At 64.5% G+C, this 16,480-nt stretch carries 14 protein-coding genes; 9 read left to right on the forward strand and 5 right to left on the reverse strand.

What is annotated here, in order from left to right; translation table 11 throughout:
* Nucleotides 1-16: 16 nt before the first annotated feature.
* The 3 genes from P9875_RS24020 to P9875_RS24030 form a co-directional block, all read right to left on the reverse strand.
* Nucleotides 17-394 (reverse strand): Rieske (2Fe-2S) protein, encoded by a 378-nt coding sequence (locus tag P9875_RS24020; RefSeq protein ID WP_099402980.1) that lies wholly within the window; start codon nucleotides 392-394, stop codon nucleotides 17-19.
* A complete protein-coding gene (locus P9875_RS24025) occupies nucleotides 391-1,050 on the reverse strand; it encodes an HAD-IIIA family hydrolase (protein ID WP_099403033.1) in 660 nt (219 codons plus the stop codon). Before P9875_RS24025 ends, P9875_RS24020 begins: the two co-directional genes overlap by 4 nt.
* Before the next feature lie 89 nt (nucleotides 1,051-1,139).
* On the reverse strand, nucleotides 1,140-2,135 hold the full coding sequence (locus tag P9875_RS24030) for an RluA family pseudouridine synthase (protein ID WP_034754116.1): 996 nt from the start codon (nucleotides 2,133-2,135) through the stop codon (nucleotides 1,140-1,142).
* A 696-nt stretch (nucleotides 2,136-2,831) separates the two neighbouring features.
* Here P9875_RS24030 and P9875_RS24035 point away from each other — a divergent pair.
* The 6 genes from P9875_RS24035 to P9875_RS24060 all read left to right on the forward strand — a co-directional run bounded on the left by P9875_RS24035 (nucleotide 2,832) and on the right by P9875_RS24060 (nucleotide 12,401).
* Nucleotides 2,832-5,945: an Rne/Rng family ribonuclease gene (locus P9875_RS24035; RefSeq protein WP_278316791.1), complete on the forward strand. Its 3,114-nt coding sequence runs from the start codon at nucleotides 2,832-2,834 to the stop codon at nucleotides 5,943-5,945.
* 87 nt (nucleotides 5,946-6,032) lie between these two features.
* Nucleotides 6,033-7,364, forward strand: coding sequence for a chromate efflux transporter (gene chrA, locus P9875_RS24040; RefSeq protein WP_278316792.1), 1,332 nt, complete (start codon nucleotides 6,033-6,035; stop codon nucleotides 7,362-7,364).
* Nucleotides 7,365-7,393: 29 nt separating this feature from the next.
* Complete coding sequence (gene moaA, locus P9875_RS24045; RefSeq protein ID WP_278316793.1) at nucleotides 7,394-8,515, forward strand: GTP 3',8-cyclase MoaA; 1,122 nt, start codon at nucleotides 7,394-7,396, stop codon at nucleotides 8,513-8,515.
* Nucleotides 8,516-8,576: 61 nt separating this feature from the next.
* The gene (glp, locus tag P9875_RS24050) at nucleotides 8,577-10,424 is read left to right on the forward strand and encodes a gephyrin-like molybdotransferase Glp (protein WP_278316794.1); all 1,848 of its coding nucleotides are present in this window, start codon (nucleotides 8,577-8,579) and stop codon (nucleotides 10,422-10,424) included.
* On the forward strand, nucleotides 10,421-11,203 hold the full coding sequence (locus tag P9875_RS24055) for a hypothetical protein (RefSeq protein WP_278316795.1): 783 nt from the start codon (nucleotides 10,421-10,423) through the stop codon (nucleotides 11,201-11,203). Before glp ends, P9875_RS24055 begins: the two co-directional genes overlap by 4 nt.
* A 289-nt stretch (nucleotides 11,204-11,492) precedes the next feature.
* The gene (locus P9875_RS24060) at nucleotides 11,493-12,401 is read left to right on the forward strand and encodes an MHFG family PEP-CTERM protein (protein ID WP_278316796.1); all 909 of its coding nucleotides are present in this window, start codon (nucleotides 11,493-11,495) and stop codon (nucleotides 12,399-12,401) included.
* A gap of 12 nt (nucleotides 12,402-12,413) precedes the next feature.
* Here P9875_RS24060 and rmuC read toward each other — a convergent pair whose 3' ends face one another.
* Nucleotides 12,414-13,799: a DNA recombination protein RmuC gene (gene rmuC / locus P9875_RS24065; RefSeq protein ID WP_278316797.1), complete on the reverse strand. Its 1,386-nt coding sequence runs from the start codon at nucleotides 13,797-13,799 to the stop codon at nucleotides 12,414-12,416.
* A 5-nt stretch (nucleotides 13,800-13,804) separates the two neighbouring features.
* The gene (locus P9875_RS24070; RefSeq protein WP_278316798.1) at nucleotides 13,805-14,200 is read right to left on the reverse strand and encodes a group II truncated hemoglobin; all 396 of its coding nucleotides are present in this window, start codon (nucleotides 14,198-14,200) and stop codon (nucleotides 13,805-13,807) included.
* 131 nt (nucleotides 14,201-14,331) lie between these two features.
* On the opposite strand from P9875_RS24070, the gene P9875_RS24075 reads away from it, so the two are divergent.
* Genes P9875_RS24075 through P9875_RS24085 form a run of 3 tightly spaced genes read left to right on the forward strand, consistent with a single transcriptional unit; the run spans nucleotide 14,332 to nucleotide 16,464 of the window.
* Nucleotides 14,332-15,597, forward strand: a complete 1,266-nt coding sequence (locus P9875_RS24075; protein ID WP_278316799.1) for an MFS transporter — start codon at nucleotides 14,332-14,334, stop codon at nucleotides 15,595-15,597.
* Between the two features lie 12 nt (nucleotides 15,598-15,609).
* A complete protein-coding gene (locus tag P9875_RS24080; RefSeq protein ID WP_278316800.1) occupies nucleotides 15,610-15,957 on the forward strand; it encodes a GIY-YIG nuclease family protein in 348 nt (115 codons plus the stop codon).
* A gap of 57 nt (nucleotides 15,958-16,014) precedes the next feature.
* Nucleotides 16,015-16,464 (forward strand): MarR family winged helix-turn-helix transcriptional regulator, encoded by a 450-nt coding sequence (locus P9875_RS24085; RefSeq protein ID WP_278316801.1) that lies wholly within the window; start codon nucleotides 16,015-16,017, stop codon nucleotides 16,462-16,464.
* The last annotated feature ends 16 nt before the right edge of the window (nucleotides 16,465-16,480 follow it).

Consider the following 16,480-nt stretch of genomic DNA (forward strand, 5'->3'; position numbering starts at 1 on the left):
AAGGCCTGCCCCGGCCTCAGGCCGGCAATGGCTGGACATATTCGTCGGGCTGCCAGTACAGCTGGCCATCACGCTCGGCCACGGCAATCGGACGCAAGCGTCCGCCCTTGCAGGGGCCGCCTGCGCACAGGCCGCTTTCCGGCACATAGATGGCGCCATGCGTCGAACACATCAGATACAAACCGCTGGACTCGAAAAACTCGCCTTCCGCCCAGTCCAGTTCGATCGGCACGTGGGCGCAACGGTTCAGGTAGCCATACGCCTTGCCGCCGTGGCGCACGACAAAGCCCGTGGTCGCTTCGCCACCGGCCGAAACGGGAAAGCGCACGCCCTTGCCGCCGTCAGCCACGGCGTCGGCGGCGCAAATGTAAATATCGACAACATCGTTCATCATGCGTGCTCGCTCAGCCATTGATGCAGGTCGGCCACCGTGGCGGCCGAATACAGGGGATTGCAAGCTTGCAACTGCGCCACGGGATGCGCCCCATACTCTACGGCAATACCAGCCGCGCCTGCATTGCTTGCCATCAATAAATCATGACTGGTGTCGCCGATCATCACGGTACGGCGCATATCCTGCCCCAGTTCGCGCGTCAGCTCCTGCAGCATGGCCGGATGGGGCTTGGAAAAGGTTTCGTCAGCACAACGCGTCGCATCGAACAGGGACAGCAGCTTGACGGCATTCAGGGAGCGGTTCAGGCCGACACGGCTCTTGCCCGTGGCAACGGCGAGAAAGTAGGCTTGTTGCGACAGTTCCTGCAACATTTCGTAGACGCCAGGAAACAGCGCCAGTTCGTGGTCGCGCGACAGGTAGTGATAACGGTAGCGTTCCGCCATGCGCGCATGGTATTTCGGCTCCACGTCGGGCATCACCAGCTGCATGGCTTCCTGCAAGCCCAGGCCGATCACATGCGAAGCGAGCAACTCGGTGGGGATAGGCAAGCCCAGGTCTTTGGCCGATGCCTGGATGCACTTGACGATGGTCGAGGTACTGTCTATCAGGGTACCGTCCCAATCGAAGACGATCAGATCAAATTGCTTTCTTGCCATGTTTCCCGACGGCATAGCCGCCGGCTCCTTGATAGTGAATGATGGCGACTGACTACCTTGTGAGTAGTGTCACGCGCACGCGTCGAATTTTATCGTGCGGCAACGGCCAATGGTTTGCCCAAGCTTACCAAGAAACGCTCGCATTCGGCAGCCAGCGGCGCGTTCAGGGTCATCGTCTTGCCCGTTTCCGGATGCGTAAACGTGATCTGGTGCGCGTGCAGGAACATGCGTTTCAGGGCGCCGCGCGTGCTGTCGGCTTTCAACAGGGCACGGTTGAGGGCAAAGTCGCCATATTTATCGTCGCCGGCGATGGGGAAACCGGACGAAGACAGGTGCACGCGGATCTGGTGCGTGCGTCCCGTCTTCAATTCCGCTTCCAGCAAGGCGAAGTTGTGATATTTATGCAACAGTGAAAACACCGTGTGCGATGCCAGGCCATCGGCCTGCACGGCCACCCGGCGCTCGCCCTCGGCCGTCGTATATTTATGCAATGGCAACTTGATATGCTGGCGTGCATTCTTCCAGTCGCCGGCCACCAGCACCAGATAGCGCTTGTCGGTGACGCCGTCGCGCATCTGTTCGTGCAAATTCGTCAATGCCGTGCGTTTCTTTGCCAGCAACAGCAAGCCGGACGTGTCGCGGTCCAGGCGGTGCACCAGTTCCAGGAACTTGGCGTCGGGGCGCGAAGCGCGCAATTGCTCGATCACGCCGAACGAGACGCCCGAGCCGCCATGCACGGCCACGCCGGCCGGCTTGTCGATGACGAGCAGCTGCGCATCTTCGAAGATGATCTTGAATTCGGCGGCCGGCGCGCCCGTGGGGGCCTTTTCGGCCACGCGCACGGGTGGAATGCGCACCACGTCGCCGGCGGCGAGACGGTACAGCTGATCGATACGGCCTTTATTAACCCGCACTTCTCCCGAACGCAATATCCGGTAGATGTGGCTTTTAGGCACTCCCTTGCACACTCTTAATAAGTAGTTGTCGATGCGCTGGCCTGCTTCTTCCTCGGCGATCGTTACGAATTGGGCTTGCGGCTGAACCGGGGGTGTTGAAGGGGGAACAACATCATTTTGACTCTTCATTTACTATGTCTTCCCAGAAATCTCTCTAAGTCCTTCATTTTGAATATATAATTGTTTTTGCTGCGGCCCTGGCTGCTGCGAGTGTAAGAATAAAAGCACATTTTACACAGGGGCGTCTCCACCGGCCTCGCCAAATTGCAAATTCGGTGGAAAAAAATGTATATGCACCATCCCTGCGCGAATCAAGGTTGCACCGTAGTTGTAATCGGATAACGCGTGGAGATGCTGAAGTGAGTGTGGGATTATAAGGATAAGTACCCGTTAGCGCGACTTATCGAGTCGGGCTCGCGGGTTGATGAAGTTGATAACGCTTGCCGTTTTCGCCAAACCCCGTATGTGGCCAAATACTGAGGGTTGTCGATGATAGGCTGAGGCCAAGCCTCGCCATCGCGATCCCTGTAATGAGCCGGCTAACGATTTTGGCTCTGAATTTGCTGACCACTTGCATTCTCTGCCCCCGATGCAGTTCATTCTCATCCGGGCTGTTTCAGATGAGTTGCAAGTGTCCTGTGCACTCGGCATGACGATCGACCTCACCGCGCCTGTTGCGGCCGTAACGTTTACCTCGTACGCGTTGTTGCTCCGCACGCCTGGGCATTTCCCCCGCCAGCACTCCCGTTCTCGCATATATCCCTGTACTTCGCCGCTTCCCCGGAAGCGGCTTTGAGATGGCCTACGGGTCGCGGAGTTATAAAAATGAAACGCATGTTGTTTAATGCCACGCAGCAAGAAGAACTGCGCGTAGCGATTGTCGACGGACAAAAACTGATCGACATCGATATCGAGACAGCCGGGCGCGAACAGCGCAAATCCAATATCTACAAGGGCGTCATCACGCGCATCGAGCCATCGCTCGAAGCGTGCTTCGTCAGCTATGGCGAAGACCGCCACGGCTTCCTGCCTTTCAAGGAAGTTGCCCGCACGTATTTCCGCGAAGGCGTCGATGTGCGTAACGCTTCCGTCAAGGAAGCGCTGCGCGAAGGCCAGGAAATCATGGTCCAGGTGGAAAAGGAAGAGCGCGGCAACAAGGGCGCCGCCCTGACCTCGTTTGTTTCCCTGGCCGGCCGTTACCTGGTCTTGATGCCGAACAACCCGCGTGGTGGTGGCGTATCGCGCCGCGTGGAAGGTGAAGAGCGCCAGGAATTGCGCGAAACCATGGATAAACTGGACTTGCCTGCTGGCATGTCCGTGATTGCCCGCACGGCAGGCATCGGCCGCAACGTCGATGAACTGCAGTGGGATTTGAATTACCTGATGCAACTGTGGCGCGCCATCGAAGGCGCCGGCAAGTCGGCCAACGGCGCTTTCCTGATCTACCAGGAATCGTCGCTGGTGATCCGCGCCATCCGCGACTACTTCCAGCCCGACATCGGCGAGATCCTGATCGACACCGACGAGATCTACGACCAGGCGCACCAGTTCATGAGCCACGTGATGCCCGACATGGTGCACCGCGTAAAGCGCTACAGCGACGACGTGCCGCTGTTCTCGCGCTTCCAGATCGAACATCAAATCGAAACGGCGTACAGCCGCACCGTGCCGTTGCCATCGGGCGGCGCCATCGTGATCGACCATACCGAAGCGCTGGTCTCCGTCGACGTCAACTCGGCCCGCGCCACGCGCGGCTCGGACATCGAGACGACCGCCTTCAACACCAACTGCGAAGCGGCCGAAGAAGTGGCCCGCCAGCTGCGCTTGCGCGATCTGGGCGGCTTGATCGTCATCGACTTCATCGACATGGAAGTGGCGAAGAACCAGCGCGAAGTGGAACAGCGCCTGAAAGACGCGCTGCACCATGACCGTGCCCGCGTACAAATGGGCAAGATTTCCCGCTTCGGCCTGATGGAACTGTCGCGCCAGCGCCTGCGCCCTTCGCTGTCCGAAGGTTCGCACGTGACGTGCCCGCGCTGCTCCGGCACCGGCCACATCCGCGATACGGAATCGTCCGCCCTGCAGGTGCTGCGCATCATCCAGGAAGAGGCGATGAAGGAAAACTCGGCCACCATCCACGTGCAAGTACCCGTGGACGTGGGCGCCTTCCTGCTCAACGAAAAGCGCGGCGAAGTGCTGAAGATCGAGAACCGCCACCGCATCGCCGTGATCCTGATCCCGAACAAGCATCTGGAAACGCCGCACTACAAGCTGGAACGCATCAAGCACGACGATCCGCGTCTGGAAGACAGCCAGGCCAGCTACAACCTGGCTGAAAGCGCTGAAACCGACATGGCTTACAGCAAGCGCCAGAAGGAAGAAGCCAAGCCGCGCCAGGAAGCTGTCGTCAAAACGATCACCCCTGACCAGCCGGCACCGCTGGTCGAGCGCAAGCCCGTCGAAGCGAAACCGGCTCCAGTGGCCGCGCCTGCCGCACCACAAGGCCTGATCGCCAAGATCATCAGCTTCTTCACCGGCGCTCCCGCACCGGTGGCACCAGCGCCCGCTCCTGTCGCTCCAGCCAAGCCGGCCGGCGCCGACCGTGGCGACCGCAACAGCCGTGGCCCGCGTGGCCGTGGCCGCAACGGCAAGCCTGGCCGCGAAGAACGCGAACCGGGCCAGGGCCGTCCAGCCCAGGACGATGCCGCGAAAGAAGCGGAAGCACTGGAAAAAGCGGCCCGTCCACCACGTCCACCGCGTCCGCCACGCGAACCGCGTGAAGCGCGCGAAGGTGGCGATGCAACGGCCGTGCCACGCGAACGCGGTGAACGTCCGGAACGCGCGGAACGTCCTGAGCGCGCAGAGCGCCCGGAACGCGCCGAGCGTCCGCCACGCCAGCCACGCGAAGGCCGCGAACCACGCGCCGACAAGGCTGTTGTTGCTGAGGTGAAAGCTGAAGAACTGGCCCTGGTTGGCGCCACCGCCAGCGCGGTGAATGTGGTCGTGCCGTCAAGCGGTCCTGAATCCGACGCCGCACCGGCCAACCTGCTGAAAGCACCGGCGAATGCCGGTCCTGAAGGCGATGAGACGGAAAACGACGTGGAAGGCGAAGAGCCGCGCCGCCGCCGTCGTCGTGGTGGCCGCAACCGCAACCGCCGCGACCGCGAAACGGGCGAGCTGATCGAATCGGCAAACGGTGACAACGACGGCCAGGACGCGCCAGTGATCAGCTTTACGGTCGCTCCGGCGCCGGAAGCCGCCGCTGACGTCGCTACCGCGCCAGTGGAAGCTGTAGCTGAAGCCGCACCAGCCGTCGTGGCTGAAGTGGTGGAAGTGGTGGAAGTGGTGGAAGTGGCCAAGGTTGAGGAAGCCGCACCAGCGGCTGAAGTAATCGTGCCGCCAGCCCCTGTGGAAGCCGTCGTTGCTGCAGCGCAAGCTGAACCAGCCGCTGCCGAACCAGCACCAGCTGCCGAGTACAGCTTCGCCGAGAAAGCGGAAGCCGCACCGGCGCCAGCGCCTGCGCCAGCGGAAGTCATCGTCGAAGCGGCGCCAGTCGTGGAAACGGTTGCTGTCGTGGAAACCGTCGTCGTGGCGGAAGAAGTTCCAGCCGCAGCGCCAGTCGCCGAAGCGGCACCTGCCGTGGTGGAAGCGGCCCCGGTGGTTGCCGAAGTGGCTCCCGTCGCTGCTCCAGCACCAGCACCAGCACCAGCTCCCGTCGTTGCTCCTGCTCCTGCAGCACCTGCCGCCGCGCCGCTGGACTTGAGCGCTGTGCTCGGTTCGGCCGGCCTGACCCTGGCGGCCACCGATCCGGAAAAACTGCGCCTGGCGCAGGAAGCGGCCGCCAAGGCAGTCGCTCCGGTACGCAAGCCGCGCGAACGCAAGCCATTGCCGCCGCAATCGGATGAGCCGTTGATCCAGGTCAACACGCAACGTCCATAAGCGGACCGGGTTCGCCCAGCCGCCAATGATGAAGGGGAAGCTCAGGCTTCCCCTTTTTTACGTCCACTTTTTTGCCAGCCAGCCCCCATGCACGAGCACGCCACTCCTTCCCCCGTCAGCCTGCGCAGCGCCTTCTGGTACTGGCTCAAGCTGGGCTGCGTCAGCTTTGGCGGCCCGGCCGGGCAAATCGCCATGATGCATGCGGAACTGGTGGAAAAGCGGCGCTGGATTTCCGAGCAGCGTTTCCTGCACGCCCTGAATTACTGCATGTTGCTGCCAGGGCCGGAAGCGACCCAGCTGGCCATCTACATCGGCTGGCTGATGCACCGCACGCGCGGCGCTCTGGTGGCGGGCCTGCTGTTTTTGCTGCCCTCGCTGGGGCTGCTGATCGTCCTGTCCTGGCTGTACATGGCATATGGCCACGTGGCCGCCATCGCCGGCGTTCTGTACGGCATCAAGCCGGCCGTCGTCGCCATCGTGCTGGCGGCCGCCTGGCGCCTGGGCCGGCGCACCTTGCGCAGCCCCGCCCTGATCGCCATCGCGGCGGGCGCATTTGTCGCCATCGCCGCGCTACAACTGCCATTTCCACTGATCGTCTTCGTCGCCGCGCTGCTGGGCATGGCGGGCGGGCGTTGGCTCCCGACCCAATTCCATGCCGGCGCCACGGGGCACGGCGGCGCGGCCCGCTACGGCGCCGCCCTGATCGATGACGACACGCCCACGCCGGAACACGCGCGCTTCCGCTGGCCGCGCCTGCTGATCACCTGCGCGCTGGGCCTGGCGCTGGCCTTTTTCGCCTGGCTGGGCCTGGCGCTGGCGGGTGGCGCGGACCAGCCGCTGGCGCAGATGGGCGTGTTTTTCAGCAAGGCCGCCCTGCTGACGTTCGGCGGCGCGTATGCCGTGCTGCCCTACCTGGTGCAGGGCGCCGCCGACCACTACCACTGGATCACCAGCGCGCAAATGATGGATGGCCTGGCGCTGGGCGAAACGACGCCCGGCCCGTTGATCATGATCGTCGCCTTCATCGGCTTTGTCGGCGGCTGGAGCCATGCCGTGACGGGTGAGCAGCTGTGGCTGGCCGGCGTGTGCGGCGCGCTCGTCGCCAGCTGGTTTACTTTTTTACCCTCGTTCATCTTCATCCTGGCCGGCGCGCCGCTGGTGGAAGCATCGCGCGGCAATTTGCGCCTGAGCGCGCCCCTGACGGCCATTTCGGCGGCCGTGGTGGGCGTCATCGCCAGCCTGGCCCTGTTCTTTGGCCACCACGTCTTCTGGCAAGCAAACCCGCTGCCGCACTGGGACTGGCTGGCGATCGCCATCGCGCTGGCGGCCGGCGTGGTGCTGATCCGGTTTCAAGTTGGCACCATCAAATTGCTGCTCGCCTGTGCCATCTTCGGCCTCGTGCTATCGTATCTGCCTTGACCGATTTAACGTAAGTGGTATCACCTTTCATGGCTGACAAGATTATCTACCTCGCCGAAGCCCGCAATGGGGCACCGGCGATCCCCGCGCAGCTGGAAAGCCCGAGCGGCAACGTGGCCGACAGCCTGGGCCGGCCCCTGCACGACTTGCGCATCTCGATTACCGACCGCTGCAATTTCCGTTGCGTGTATTGCATGCCGAAAGACGTGTTCGACAAGAATCACGTGTATCTGCCGCACACGGATTTGCTGTCGTTCGAGGAAATCACGCGCGTGGCGCGCCTGTTCGTGGCGCACGGCGTGGAAAAAATCCGCCTGACGGGCGGCGAACCGCTGCTGCGCAAGAATATCGAAAAGCTCATCGCCATGCTGGCCGCCCTGCGCACGCCGTCGGGCCAGCCGCTGGACCTGACCCTGACGACCAACGGTTCCTTGCTGGCAAGGAAAGCGCAGGCGCTCAAGGACGCGGGCCTGAACCGGGTCACCGTGTCGCTCGACTCGCTCGACGACGCCACCTTCAAGCGCATGAACGACGTCGATTTCGCCGTGGCCGACGTGCTGCACGGCATCGATGCGGCGCACGCGGCCGGCCTGGGTCCCATCAAGATCAACATGGTCGTCAAGGCCGGCATGAACGAGCAGGAAATCGTGCCCATGGCGCGCCACTTCAAGGATACGCCCTACATCCTGCGCTTCATCGAATACATGGACGTGGGCGCGTCGAACGGCTGGAACTTGCAGGAAGTCATCCCGTCCGCCGAAGTCGTGCGGCGCATCGCCGCGCACATGCCTTTGCTGCCCATCGACCCGAACTACACGGGCGAGACGGCGGCGCGCTGGCGCTATGCGGATGGCGGCGGCGAAATCGGCCTCATTTCCAGCGTCACGCAAGCGTTCTGCGCCGACTGCAGCCGCGCCCGCCTCTCGACCGAGGGCAAGCTGTACACGTGTTTGTTCGCCAGCAGCGGCCACGACTTGCGCAGCCTGCTGCGCGGCGGCCGCAGCGACGCGGAAATTTCCTCGGCCGTGGCGCAGTTGTGGCGCGGCCGCGGCGACCGCTATTCGCAATTGCGCACCAGCCAGACGGATTTGACGGGCGGCGCGCTTGAGCACGGTAAAAAGAAAGTGGAAATGTCGTACATCGGCGGCTGAATCGGGCGCGGCGCGGGCCCCGCGCTGCTACCATGGCGCATGCACCCACTTTTTACCTGACATGATCAACAAACACGACATTACCGGCCTGATCCTGGCCGGCGGCCTCGGCACGCGCATGGGCCAGCGCGACAAGGGCATGCTGCCCCTGCATGGCCAGCCCCTGGCCCGCCACGTGCTGCAGCGCCTGGCGCCGCAAGTGGGCCAGCTGGCCATCAGTGTCCACGCGGATGCGGGCGATTACGCAAGCTTCGGCCTGCCCGTGTGGCCGGACGTGCTGCCGGGCCAGCTCGGTCCCCTGGCGGGTTTGCACAGCGGCATGCGGCACGCCGGCACGCCCTACCTGCTGACCGTGCCCTGCGACTCTCCCTTGCTGCCGCCCGACCTGGCGGCGCGCCTGGCCGCTGGCTTGATGCAAAACAATGCCGACCTGGCCATCGCCGTCACCGAGGAAATCGATGCGGCGACGGGTCAGACTGTGCGCCGCCCGCACCCCGTCTTCTGTCTCGTCAAGACTGCCGCCCTGCCCCAGTTAGACGCTTATCTGCGCGGTGGGGAACGCCGCATGCGCACCTGGCACGGCCCCCTGAAGCTGGCCGAAGTACTGTTCGAGAACAATAGCGCGTTCGGCAACATCAATACCCCGGACGAGCTGGCCGCCCTGCAGGCGCAGGGCTTGTCCGTGCCGATGGCGCAAGCCATCCTGGCCGACACGGTCGCGCCCGTCGCCGAGATCGAGGAACTGCCGCTGCCGCAAGCGTTCGAGCGCATCCTGGCGGCCGACATCGTCTCGCCCATCAGCGTGCCCGCGCACGACAATTCCGCCATGGATGGCTATGCGCTGCATGGCGACGACCTCGGTGGCGACACGCCCGTGACCCTGGCCGTGGTCGATACCATCCTGGCCGGCCGCCCGGGTACGGTCACCGTACAGCGCGGACAATGCGCGCGCATCATGACGGGCGCCGTCATGCCGGACGGCTGCGACAGCGTGGTGCCGCAGGAACTGGTACAGCAAGCCAGCGCAAGCAGCATTACCGTGGCGCCCGACTGCATCCGCCCCGGCGACAACCGCCGTTTCAAGGGCGAAGACTTGATGCAGGGCCAACCTGCGCTGCTGCAAGGCAAGACACTCGGGCCGGCCGAACTGGGTTTGCTCGCCTCGCTGGGCATCGCCACGGTACCCGTGCGCCGCCGCCTGCGCGTGGCCTTCTTTTCCACCGGCGACGAATTGCGCTCGATCGGCGAGCCGCTGGATGCCGGCTGCATCTACGACAGCAACCGCTACACCCTGCTGGGCATGCTGACCCGCCTCGGCTGCGAGGTGCTCGACATGGGCATCGTCAAGGACAATCCGCAGGCGCTGGAAGTAGCCCTGCGCGGCGCCTGTGCCTCGGCCGACGTCATCGTCACCTCGGGCGGCGTGTCCAGCGGCGCGGCCGATTTTACGCGCGATATCCTGGCGCGCCTCGGTGAAGTGGCCTTCTGGCAAATCAACATGCGTCCGGGCCGCCCCATGGCCTTTGGCCGGATTGCCAGCGAGGGCGACACGGCTTTGCTGCTGGGCCTGCCCGGCAACCCCGTGGCCGTGATGGCGGCGTTTTATTTCCTCGCCCGCCCCACCCTGCTGCGCCTGATGGGCGCCGATGCGGACACGGCCGCCCTGCCGCTGCTGCAGGTGGCGGCGCAAGCGGCGATCCGCAAAAAACGGGGCCGCACGGAATATCAGCGCGGCATCGTCGAACGGGGCCCGGACGGACGCCAGCACGTGCGCTTGACGGGGGCGCAAGGCTCGGGCATCCTGCACTCCATGACGCAAGCCAATTGCATTATCGTGCTGCACGAAGCGCAAGGCCATGTGGCCGCCGGCGACCTGGTCGATATCGTACTATTCCATGGACTGATATGAAACTGATACTGACACTGGCCCTGCTGCAGGGCATGACGGCGTACGCCGGCGAAGTCCACAGCAATGGCTACACGGTGCGCTTCGACGAGCGCATCGAGGAAGCAAGCGGTGACTTGCACGGCGCAACCGCGGGCCGCGTCAGCATCGTGCGCACCAGCGACCAGGCGCTCGTGTGGCAGGAAAACACGCCCTTGCGCCCCGATTGCGGCGTCGTTGCGGCCGTCACCGCCATCAACGACCGCTTCGTGGCCGTGTGCGGCCACTTGGGCGGGCGCCACTACACGCAAAAGATTATCTTCATGCAGGGCAACGCACTCTCCATGGTCAGCGTGGACCAGTACGACTCGCCCAGTCCCGTGCGCGTGGAGCGCAACGGATCGCTGGCCATCGACGTCCAGCGGCGCGACCGCTTTCCTGGCGAACTGACGGGGCCGCATTACTTTCCCACCGTGTACCGTTTGCACCACGATGACGCCACGTTCGGCTTCGTCCCCAGCTTTGACGGCGATGCCGCCGAGCGCTACTGGCAGCACTACCGCGCCACGCGCCAGGCGGCGCCGGCGGCGGCCGTGCTGCCGGAACTGCTGGCCTCCCTGCTGGCGGCCCAGGCCGGCAAGCAATCGATCTGCGCGGAACTGGACACGCTTACCGTGGATTTGCAGCAGGGGCAACAGCATGATGCGCAAGGCGCGCGCACCTTGATGCGCACGTGGCTGCACAAACTGCCCGCCATCGGCTATCCCGCCTTCGATACGCAAGCCTGCCCGGGCCGCATCTAGATCGTTGCACCGCCGCCTGCCGGCGGCGCATCCCTCAAAACCCTCCGCCCTCCAAACGGCCCGCCTTGCGCGGGCCGTTTGCATTACCCCTTCGCAATCAATTTCCCCATGCGGCAACTGCTCGCCTATTGAGATAAAAATACTAATTATTTCTTTAAATAACATATCAACAAACACAACACAAATTGTAATAATTTTATTTATTTGTTGATATGAGAGTTTCTTCTGTGATAACATCCGATCTCGCATAAAATTCAATTTTGATATTGTTTTCACGAGGAAACTAATAATGAGACACCGTTCATGGATCGCGGGCGCCGGCATGCTGGGAGCGGCTTGTCTGCTCGGCATGCTGTCGCTGGCGCCGCTGCCCGCTGATGCCAAAGGGGCCCCACGGGCCGATGTGCTGGAACACTGCAGCTGGAATCGCCCGGGCGTCGACCCGTTCATGGGGGATGTCGTTGCCGCCGTGGACCGCTACCCGGACATCGCGCCGCAGGTGCGCGAGCAATTGAAGGCGCGCATGCGCGCGCGCCAGTATGATGAAATCGTCGTGATCAGCCGCGACGCCATCCGCGGCAAGGGCAATTACGATGCACGCATCAGCGACATGCATTTCGGGCCGGGCCGCGTTTGCCGCAATGTCACGCGTGCAGGCTGGAGCGAGCAGATGCAGGAACGGGGACTCGTGTACTGCGTGCAGGGCGCCTGCATCCTCGTGCCCACCGTGTGCCGCAATGTCAGCCGCATCACGCAGGCGGCGGCCGGACCGCGCGGCGCCGGTGCTGCCCTTGGCGGAGCTGCGCCAGGCGGCGCAACGCCGGTGGCCGCCGCACTTGCGGCAACGCCTGCCACGGCGGGCGTGCCCGTCATCGAGCATCCCGCCGGCGCGCATGGCGGTTCGTTCACGGGCGTGCCGCCGGCCGTGGTGGCCAGCCTGCCCCTGCTGGTCTTCGATGTCGTGCGCACCGGCAACGACACGATGCTGCCGTCGAGCATAGGCGGTGGCCAGCCACCACGCGGCAGCAGCATCATCGTCGAGCCATTCGTTCCCACCGTCATCCTGCCCTCGCTGCCGCCCACCGACCTGTCCGTCTTGCCGGCCGTGCCGGAACCGCACACCTGGGCCATGCTGCTGGCGGGACTGGCGCTGCTCGTCAGCGCCACGCTGCGCCGCCGGCCGGCGGCAGCGGCCTGAACGCGGGCGGCGCTATTCGCCGTCGGCCTCGGCGGACAGCCCAGCGTCCGCCTTACCCAGCAGCAAGGCGGCCGCCTCGCCCGGCAAGGCTTCCACGGATTTCAATTTGCGCGCCATCTGCCGGCTGCGCACTTCCGCGCTTTCGATATTCTTCGCCGCCTTTTCCAGGGTCAGGCGGGTTTGCGACAGCACGTCGCCGAACTTGCCAAACTCCGTCTTGACGGCGCCCAGCACTTGCCACACTTCCGACGAGCGTTTTTCCAGCGCCAGGGTGCGAAAACCCATCTGCAGGCTGTTGAGCAAGGCAGTCAACGTGGAAGGCCCGGCGATGCTGACCCGGTGCACGCGCTGCAATTCGTCGGCCAGGCCCGGACGGCGCAGCACTTCCGCATACAAGCCTTCCGTGGGCAGGAACAGGATGGCAAAATCCGTCGTTTGCGGCGGCGCCAGGTATTTTTCGGCGATGGTTTTCGCCTCGCCCCGCACGGCCCGTTCCAGCTCGCGTCCGGCCAGGGCCACGCCCTCGGCATCGGCCCGCTCGGCCGCTTCGACCAGGCGCTCGTACTGCTCCTTGGGGAACTTCGCATCGATCGGCATCCACACGGGCGGCCCGCCATCAAGCATGCCCGGCAGCTTCAGGGCGAATTCCACGCGCGCGCCGCTGCCCGGCACCGTTTCCACGTTCTTCGCGTACTGGTCGACAGTGAGTACCTGCTGCAGCAGCATTTCCAGCTGCACCTCGCCCCACGTGCCGCGCGTCTTCACATTGGTGAGCACCCGCTTCAAATCGCCCACGCCCAGCGCCAGCTGCTGCATTTCGCCGAGGCCCTGGTGGACTTTTTCCAGCCGCTCCGACACTTGCTGGAACGAGGCCGTCAAACGCGTCTCCAGCGTCGCGTGCAGTTTCTCGTCGACCGTCTTGCGCATCTCTTCCAGGCGCGCGCCATTATCGGCCTGCAAGTCGCGGATCTTGTTTTCCAGGGTGGCGCGCACTTCCAGCATGCGCTGCGCATTCGATTCCGTCAGCTGCGCCAGCGTCTGGTTGGTGCTGTCGGCAAAGCGCGCCAGGCTTTGCGCCTGCTCTTCGCGCCCGACTTTCCCCTGCGCCTGCATCTGCGTGCGCAGGCTGTCGAGCTGTTGCAAGGTCGCCGCCTGGAATTGCGCCAGGCTGGTGGCCAGGTCTTGCCGCGTGGCTTGCGCCGACGCCTGCAACTGCAGCCGCACTTCGCGCTCGACCCGGTCGATGCGTTCCAGGCTTTGCTGCTGGTGCTGCTGCACCAGGGCCAGGGTGGTGGCGCCATCGCCGGCCGCGCCACGGGGGCGCAGCAAGATCAATAGCAATAAAACGATGGCGACGATGGCGACGCCCAGCAGGCTGTAAAACTCGATAGGGCTCATGGGTGTCAGTCAGGTTTGTTGCGCATCCAGTCGGCCGTCTGATAGAACGATTCCATCAGGCGCACGCGCAAGGATTCTTCGATGCCCGTGTCTTCCATGGCCCAGGCCATGGCGCGCAGCCACTGGTCGCGCTCGCTGGTGCCGATGGCGTAGGGCAAGTGACGGGCGCGCAGACGCGGGTGGCCGAATTTTTCGATATACAAATCCGGTCCGCCCATCCAGCCCGTCAGGAAGAAATACAGCTTGTCGCGCGAACCGTCCGTCGAGGGCGGATGCATGACGCGGATGCCGGTGAACTCGGTTTCGAGTTCCATCAAGTCATAAAAACGGTCGACCATTTCGCGCAACACGGGGGCGCCGCCGATGGTCTCGTACAGGGTAGGGGCAGTGGTATCAGTCATGGCCGCCATGATAGCGCAAGCGCCGGCGGCCCATGCGGCGCCGGCGCCTCTGCCACAATAAAAAGCAATATACTTGACCACTCAAGCTTATATCAACTACCATGCAATCTTTAAATACAAATACAACCACCATGTCGACCACCGCAGAATCGCATTTGCTACGCAATACCAATTTCCGCTGGCTGCTGGGCGGCGGCCTCGTGTCCATGCTGGGCGACCAGTTCAGCATGCTGGCCCTGCCCTGGCTGGTGCTGAGCCTGACGAACGATAGCCTCAGCCTGGGCATCGCCGTGGCCCTGATGGGCGCGCCGCGCGCCGTGCTCATCTTGTTCGGTGGCGCCATCGCCGACCGCTACTCGCCCCGGCGCGTGCTGCAGCTGAGTAAATATGCGAACGCCGCCATCCTGCTGGCGCTGTCCGGCCTGCTGATGCTGGACCAGGCCAGCCTGGCGCTCGCGTATGCGGCCGCGCTGGCGCTGGGCATCGCATCCGCCTTCGCCATTCCCGCCGGCACGGCCATCCTGCCGCAAGCCGTGCCGCCGCCATCGTTGCAGAGCGCCAATGGCTTGCAGATGGGTGCGCGCCAGTTGTCCTTGCTGGCCGGCCCCCTGCTGGCGGCGCTCGTGCTCGGCGCCCACGGGGGCGGGCAGAAAACCGCTATGGCGGCGCTGGCCGCCGCCTTTGCCATCGATGCGCTGACGTTTCTGTTTTCCGTCTGGACCTTGCGGCAAGTCAAGCTGCGGCCACTGGCAGCGGCCACGGTGCAGGGCATGTGGCGCGACATGGCGGCGGGCCTGGCCATGGTGTGGCGCGACCTTCCTTTGCGCAGCTGCTATGCCTACTGGGCCGTGGTGGCGTTCTTCGTCATGGGTCCGCTGCAAGTGGCCTTGCCCGTGCTGGCCGGCGAGCGCCTGCACGGCGCCGCGGCGCTGGGACTGCTGATGGGCGCGCACGGCGCCGGCACCCTGGCCGGCATGCTGGCGTCCAGCCTGGGCGGCACTTGGCTGCGACGCCGCTTCGGCGCCACCCTGCTGCTGGTCGATGCGGTCGTCGGCCTGCTGCTGATGGGGCTGGGACAAGTCGACACGGCCTGGCAAGGCGCGGCCCTGCTGGCCGTGACGGGGCTGCTGGGCGGCTACTTGCAGGTGGCCATCTTTACGTGGATACAGCGGCGCGTGGCGCCCGCCATGCTGGGCCGGGCGATGGCGCTGTTCATGGGCATCTTCCTGGGCCTGGCGCCGCTGTCGGCGGCCGCCACGGGCGCGCTGCTGCGCCACGTCACCGTGGGCGAACTGTTCTGCGGCGGCGGCGCCCTGCTGCTGGCCGCCGCCGTGGCCGCCGCCCTGCTGACCGGTATTCCCCGCATCGGGGAAGCCGATTGCGTCATTCAACCTTGAGAAAGTTTCACTATGGATAAAACACAGCAAGCAGCCCTGAAAGCTGCTTACCGGCAACAGCCGCCGCCGCTGGGCATCATCGCCCTGCGCCACTTGCCCAGCGGGCGCACCTTGCTTGAAAGCAGCCGCAACGCGCCCGGCATGCTGAACCGGCACCGCTTCGAACTGAACCTGGGCAAGCACCGCAATGCGGCGCTGCAGGCGGACTGGCGGCGCGACGGCGCGGCGGCCTTTTCCTGCACGGTCATCGATACGCTCAAGCTTCCCGACGATCCCGCCTTCGATGCGGACGCCGAACTGGGCGCCCTGCTGGATCTGCACCGCGCGCACTGGCTGGAACAGGGTCAGCCACTGTATTGAACTGCGGTGCATTACACTTGCGTACTCAAGCACTTCGCAGTAAATACAAAGGATGGCATGAACGATCACACTCCCCTCTCGCCGGACGGCGATGGCGCGCTGGACTTTTGCCTGCGCCTGGCGCGCGCCCAGGCGCTCATCGTGCGCCGCTTCGACAGCACCCTGGGCAATTTGCATGGCCTGAGCTTCAGCGACTATCAATTGCTGTACCAGCTGCAGCGCGCCCCCGGTGCGCGCCTGCGCCGCATCGACCTGGCCGAGCGCCTGGCGTTGACGGCCTCTGGCGTCACACGCTCCCTGATGCCGCTGGAAAAGATTGGCCTGGTGGCGCGCCAGGCCGATGCGCGCGACGCGCGCGTCGGCTATGCCGTGCTGACGGCCGCCGGCCTGACATTGCTGGAACATGCCAGCGCCACGGCGCAGGCGGTGGGACGCGAATTGCTGCAGGACGCGCCGGCGGAACAACTGGCGGCGCTGTCGGCCATCCTCGGCAAGCTGGCCGGCTGACGCTGCCAGCCGGCCA

This window comes from Janthinobacterium rivuli (genome assembly GCF_029690045.1).
Classification (GTDB): domain Bacteria; phylum Pseudomonadota; class Gammaproteobacteria; order Burkholderiales; family Burkholderiaceae_D; genus Janthinobacterium; species Janthinobacterium rivuli.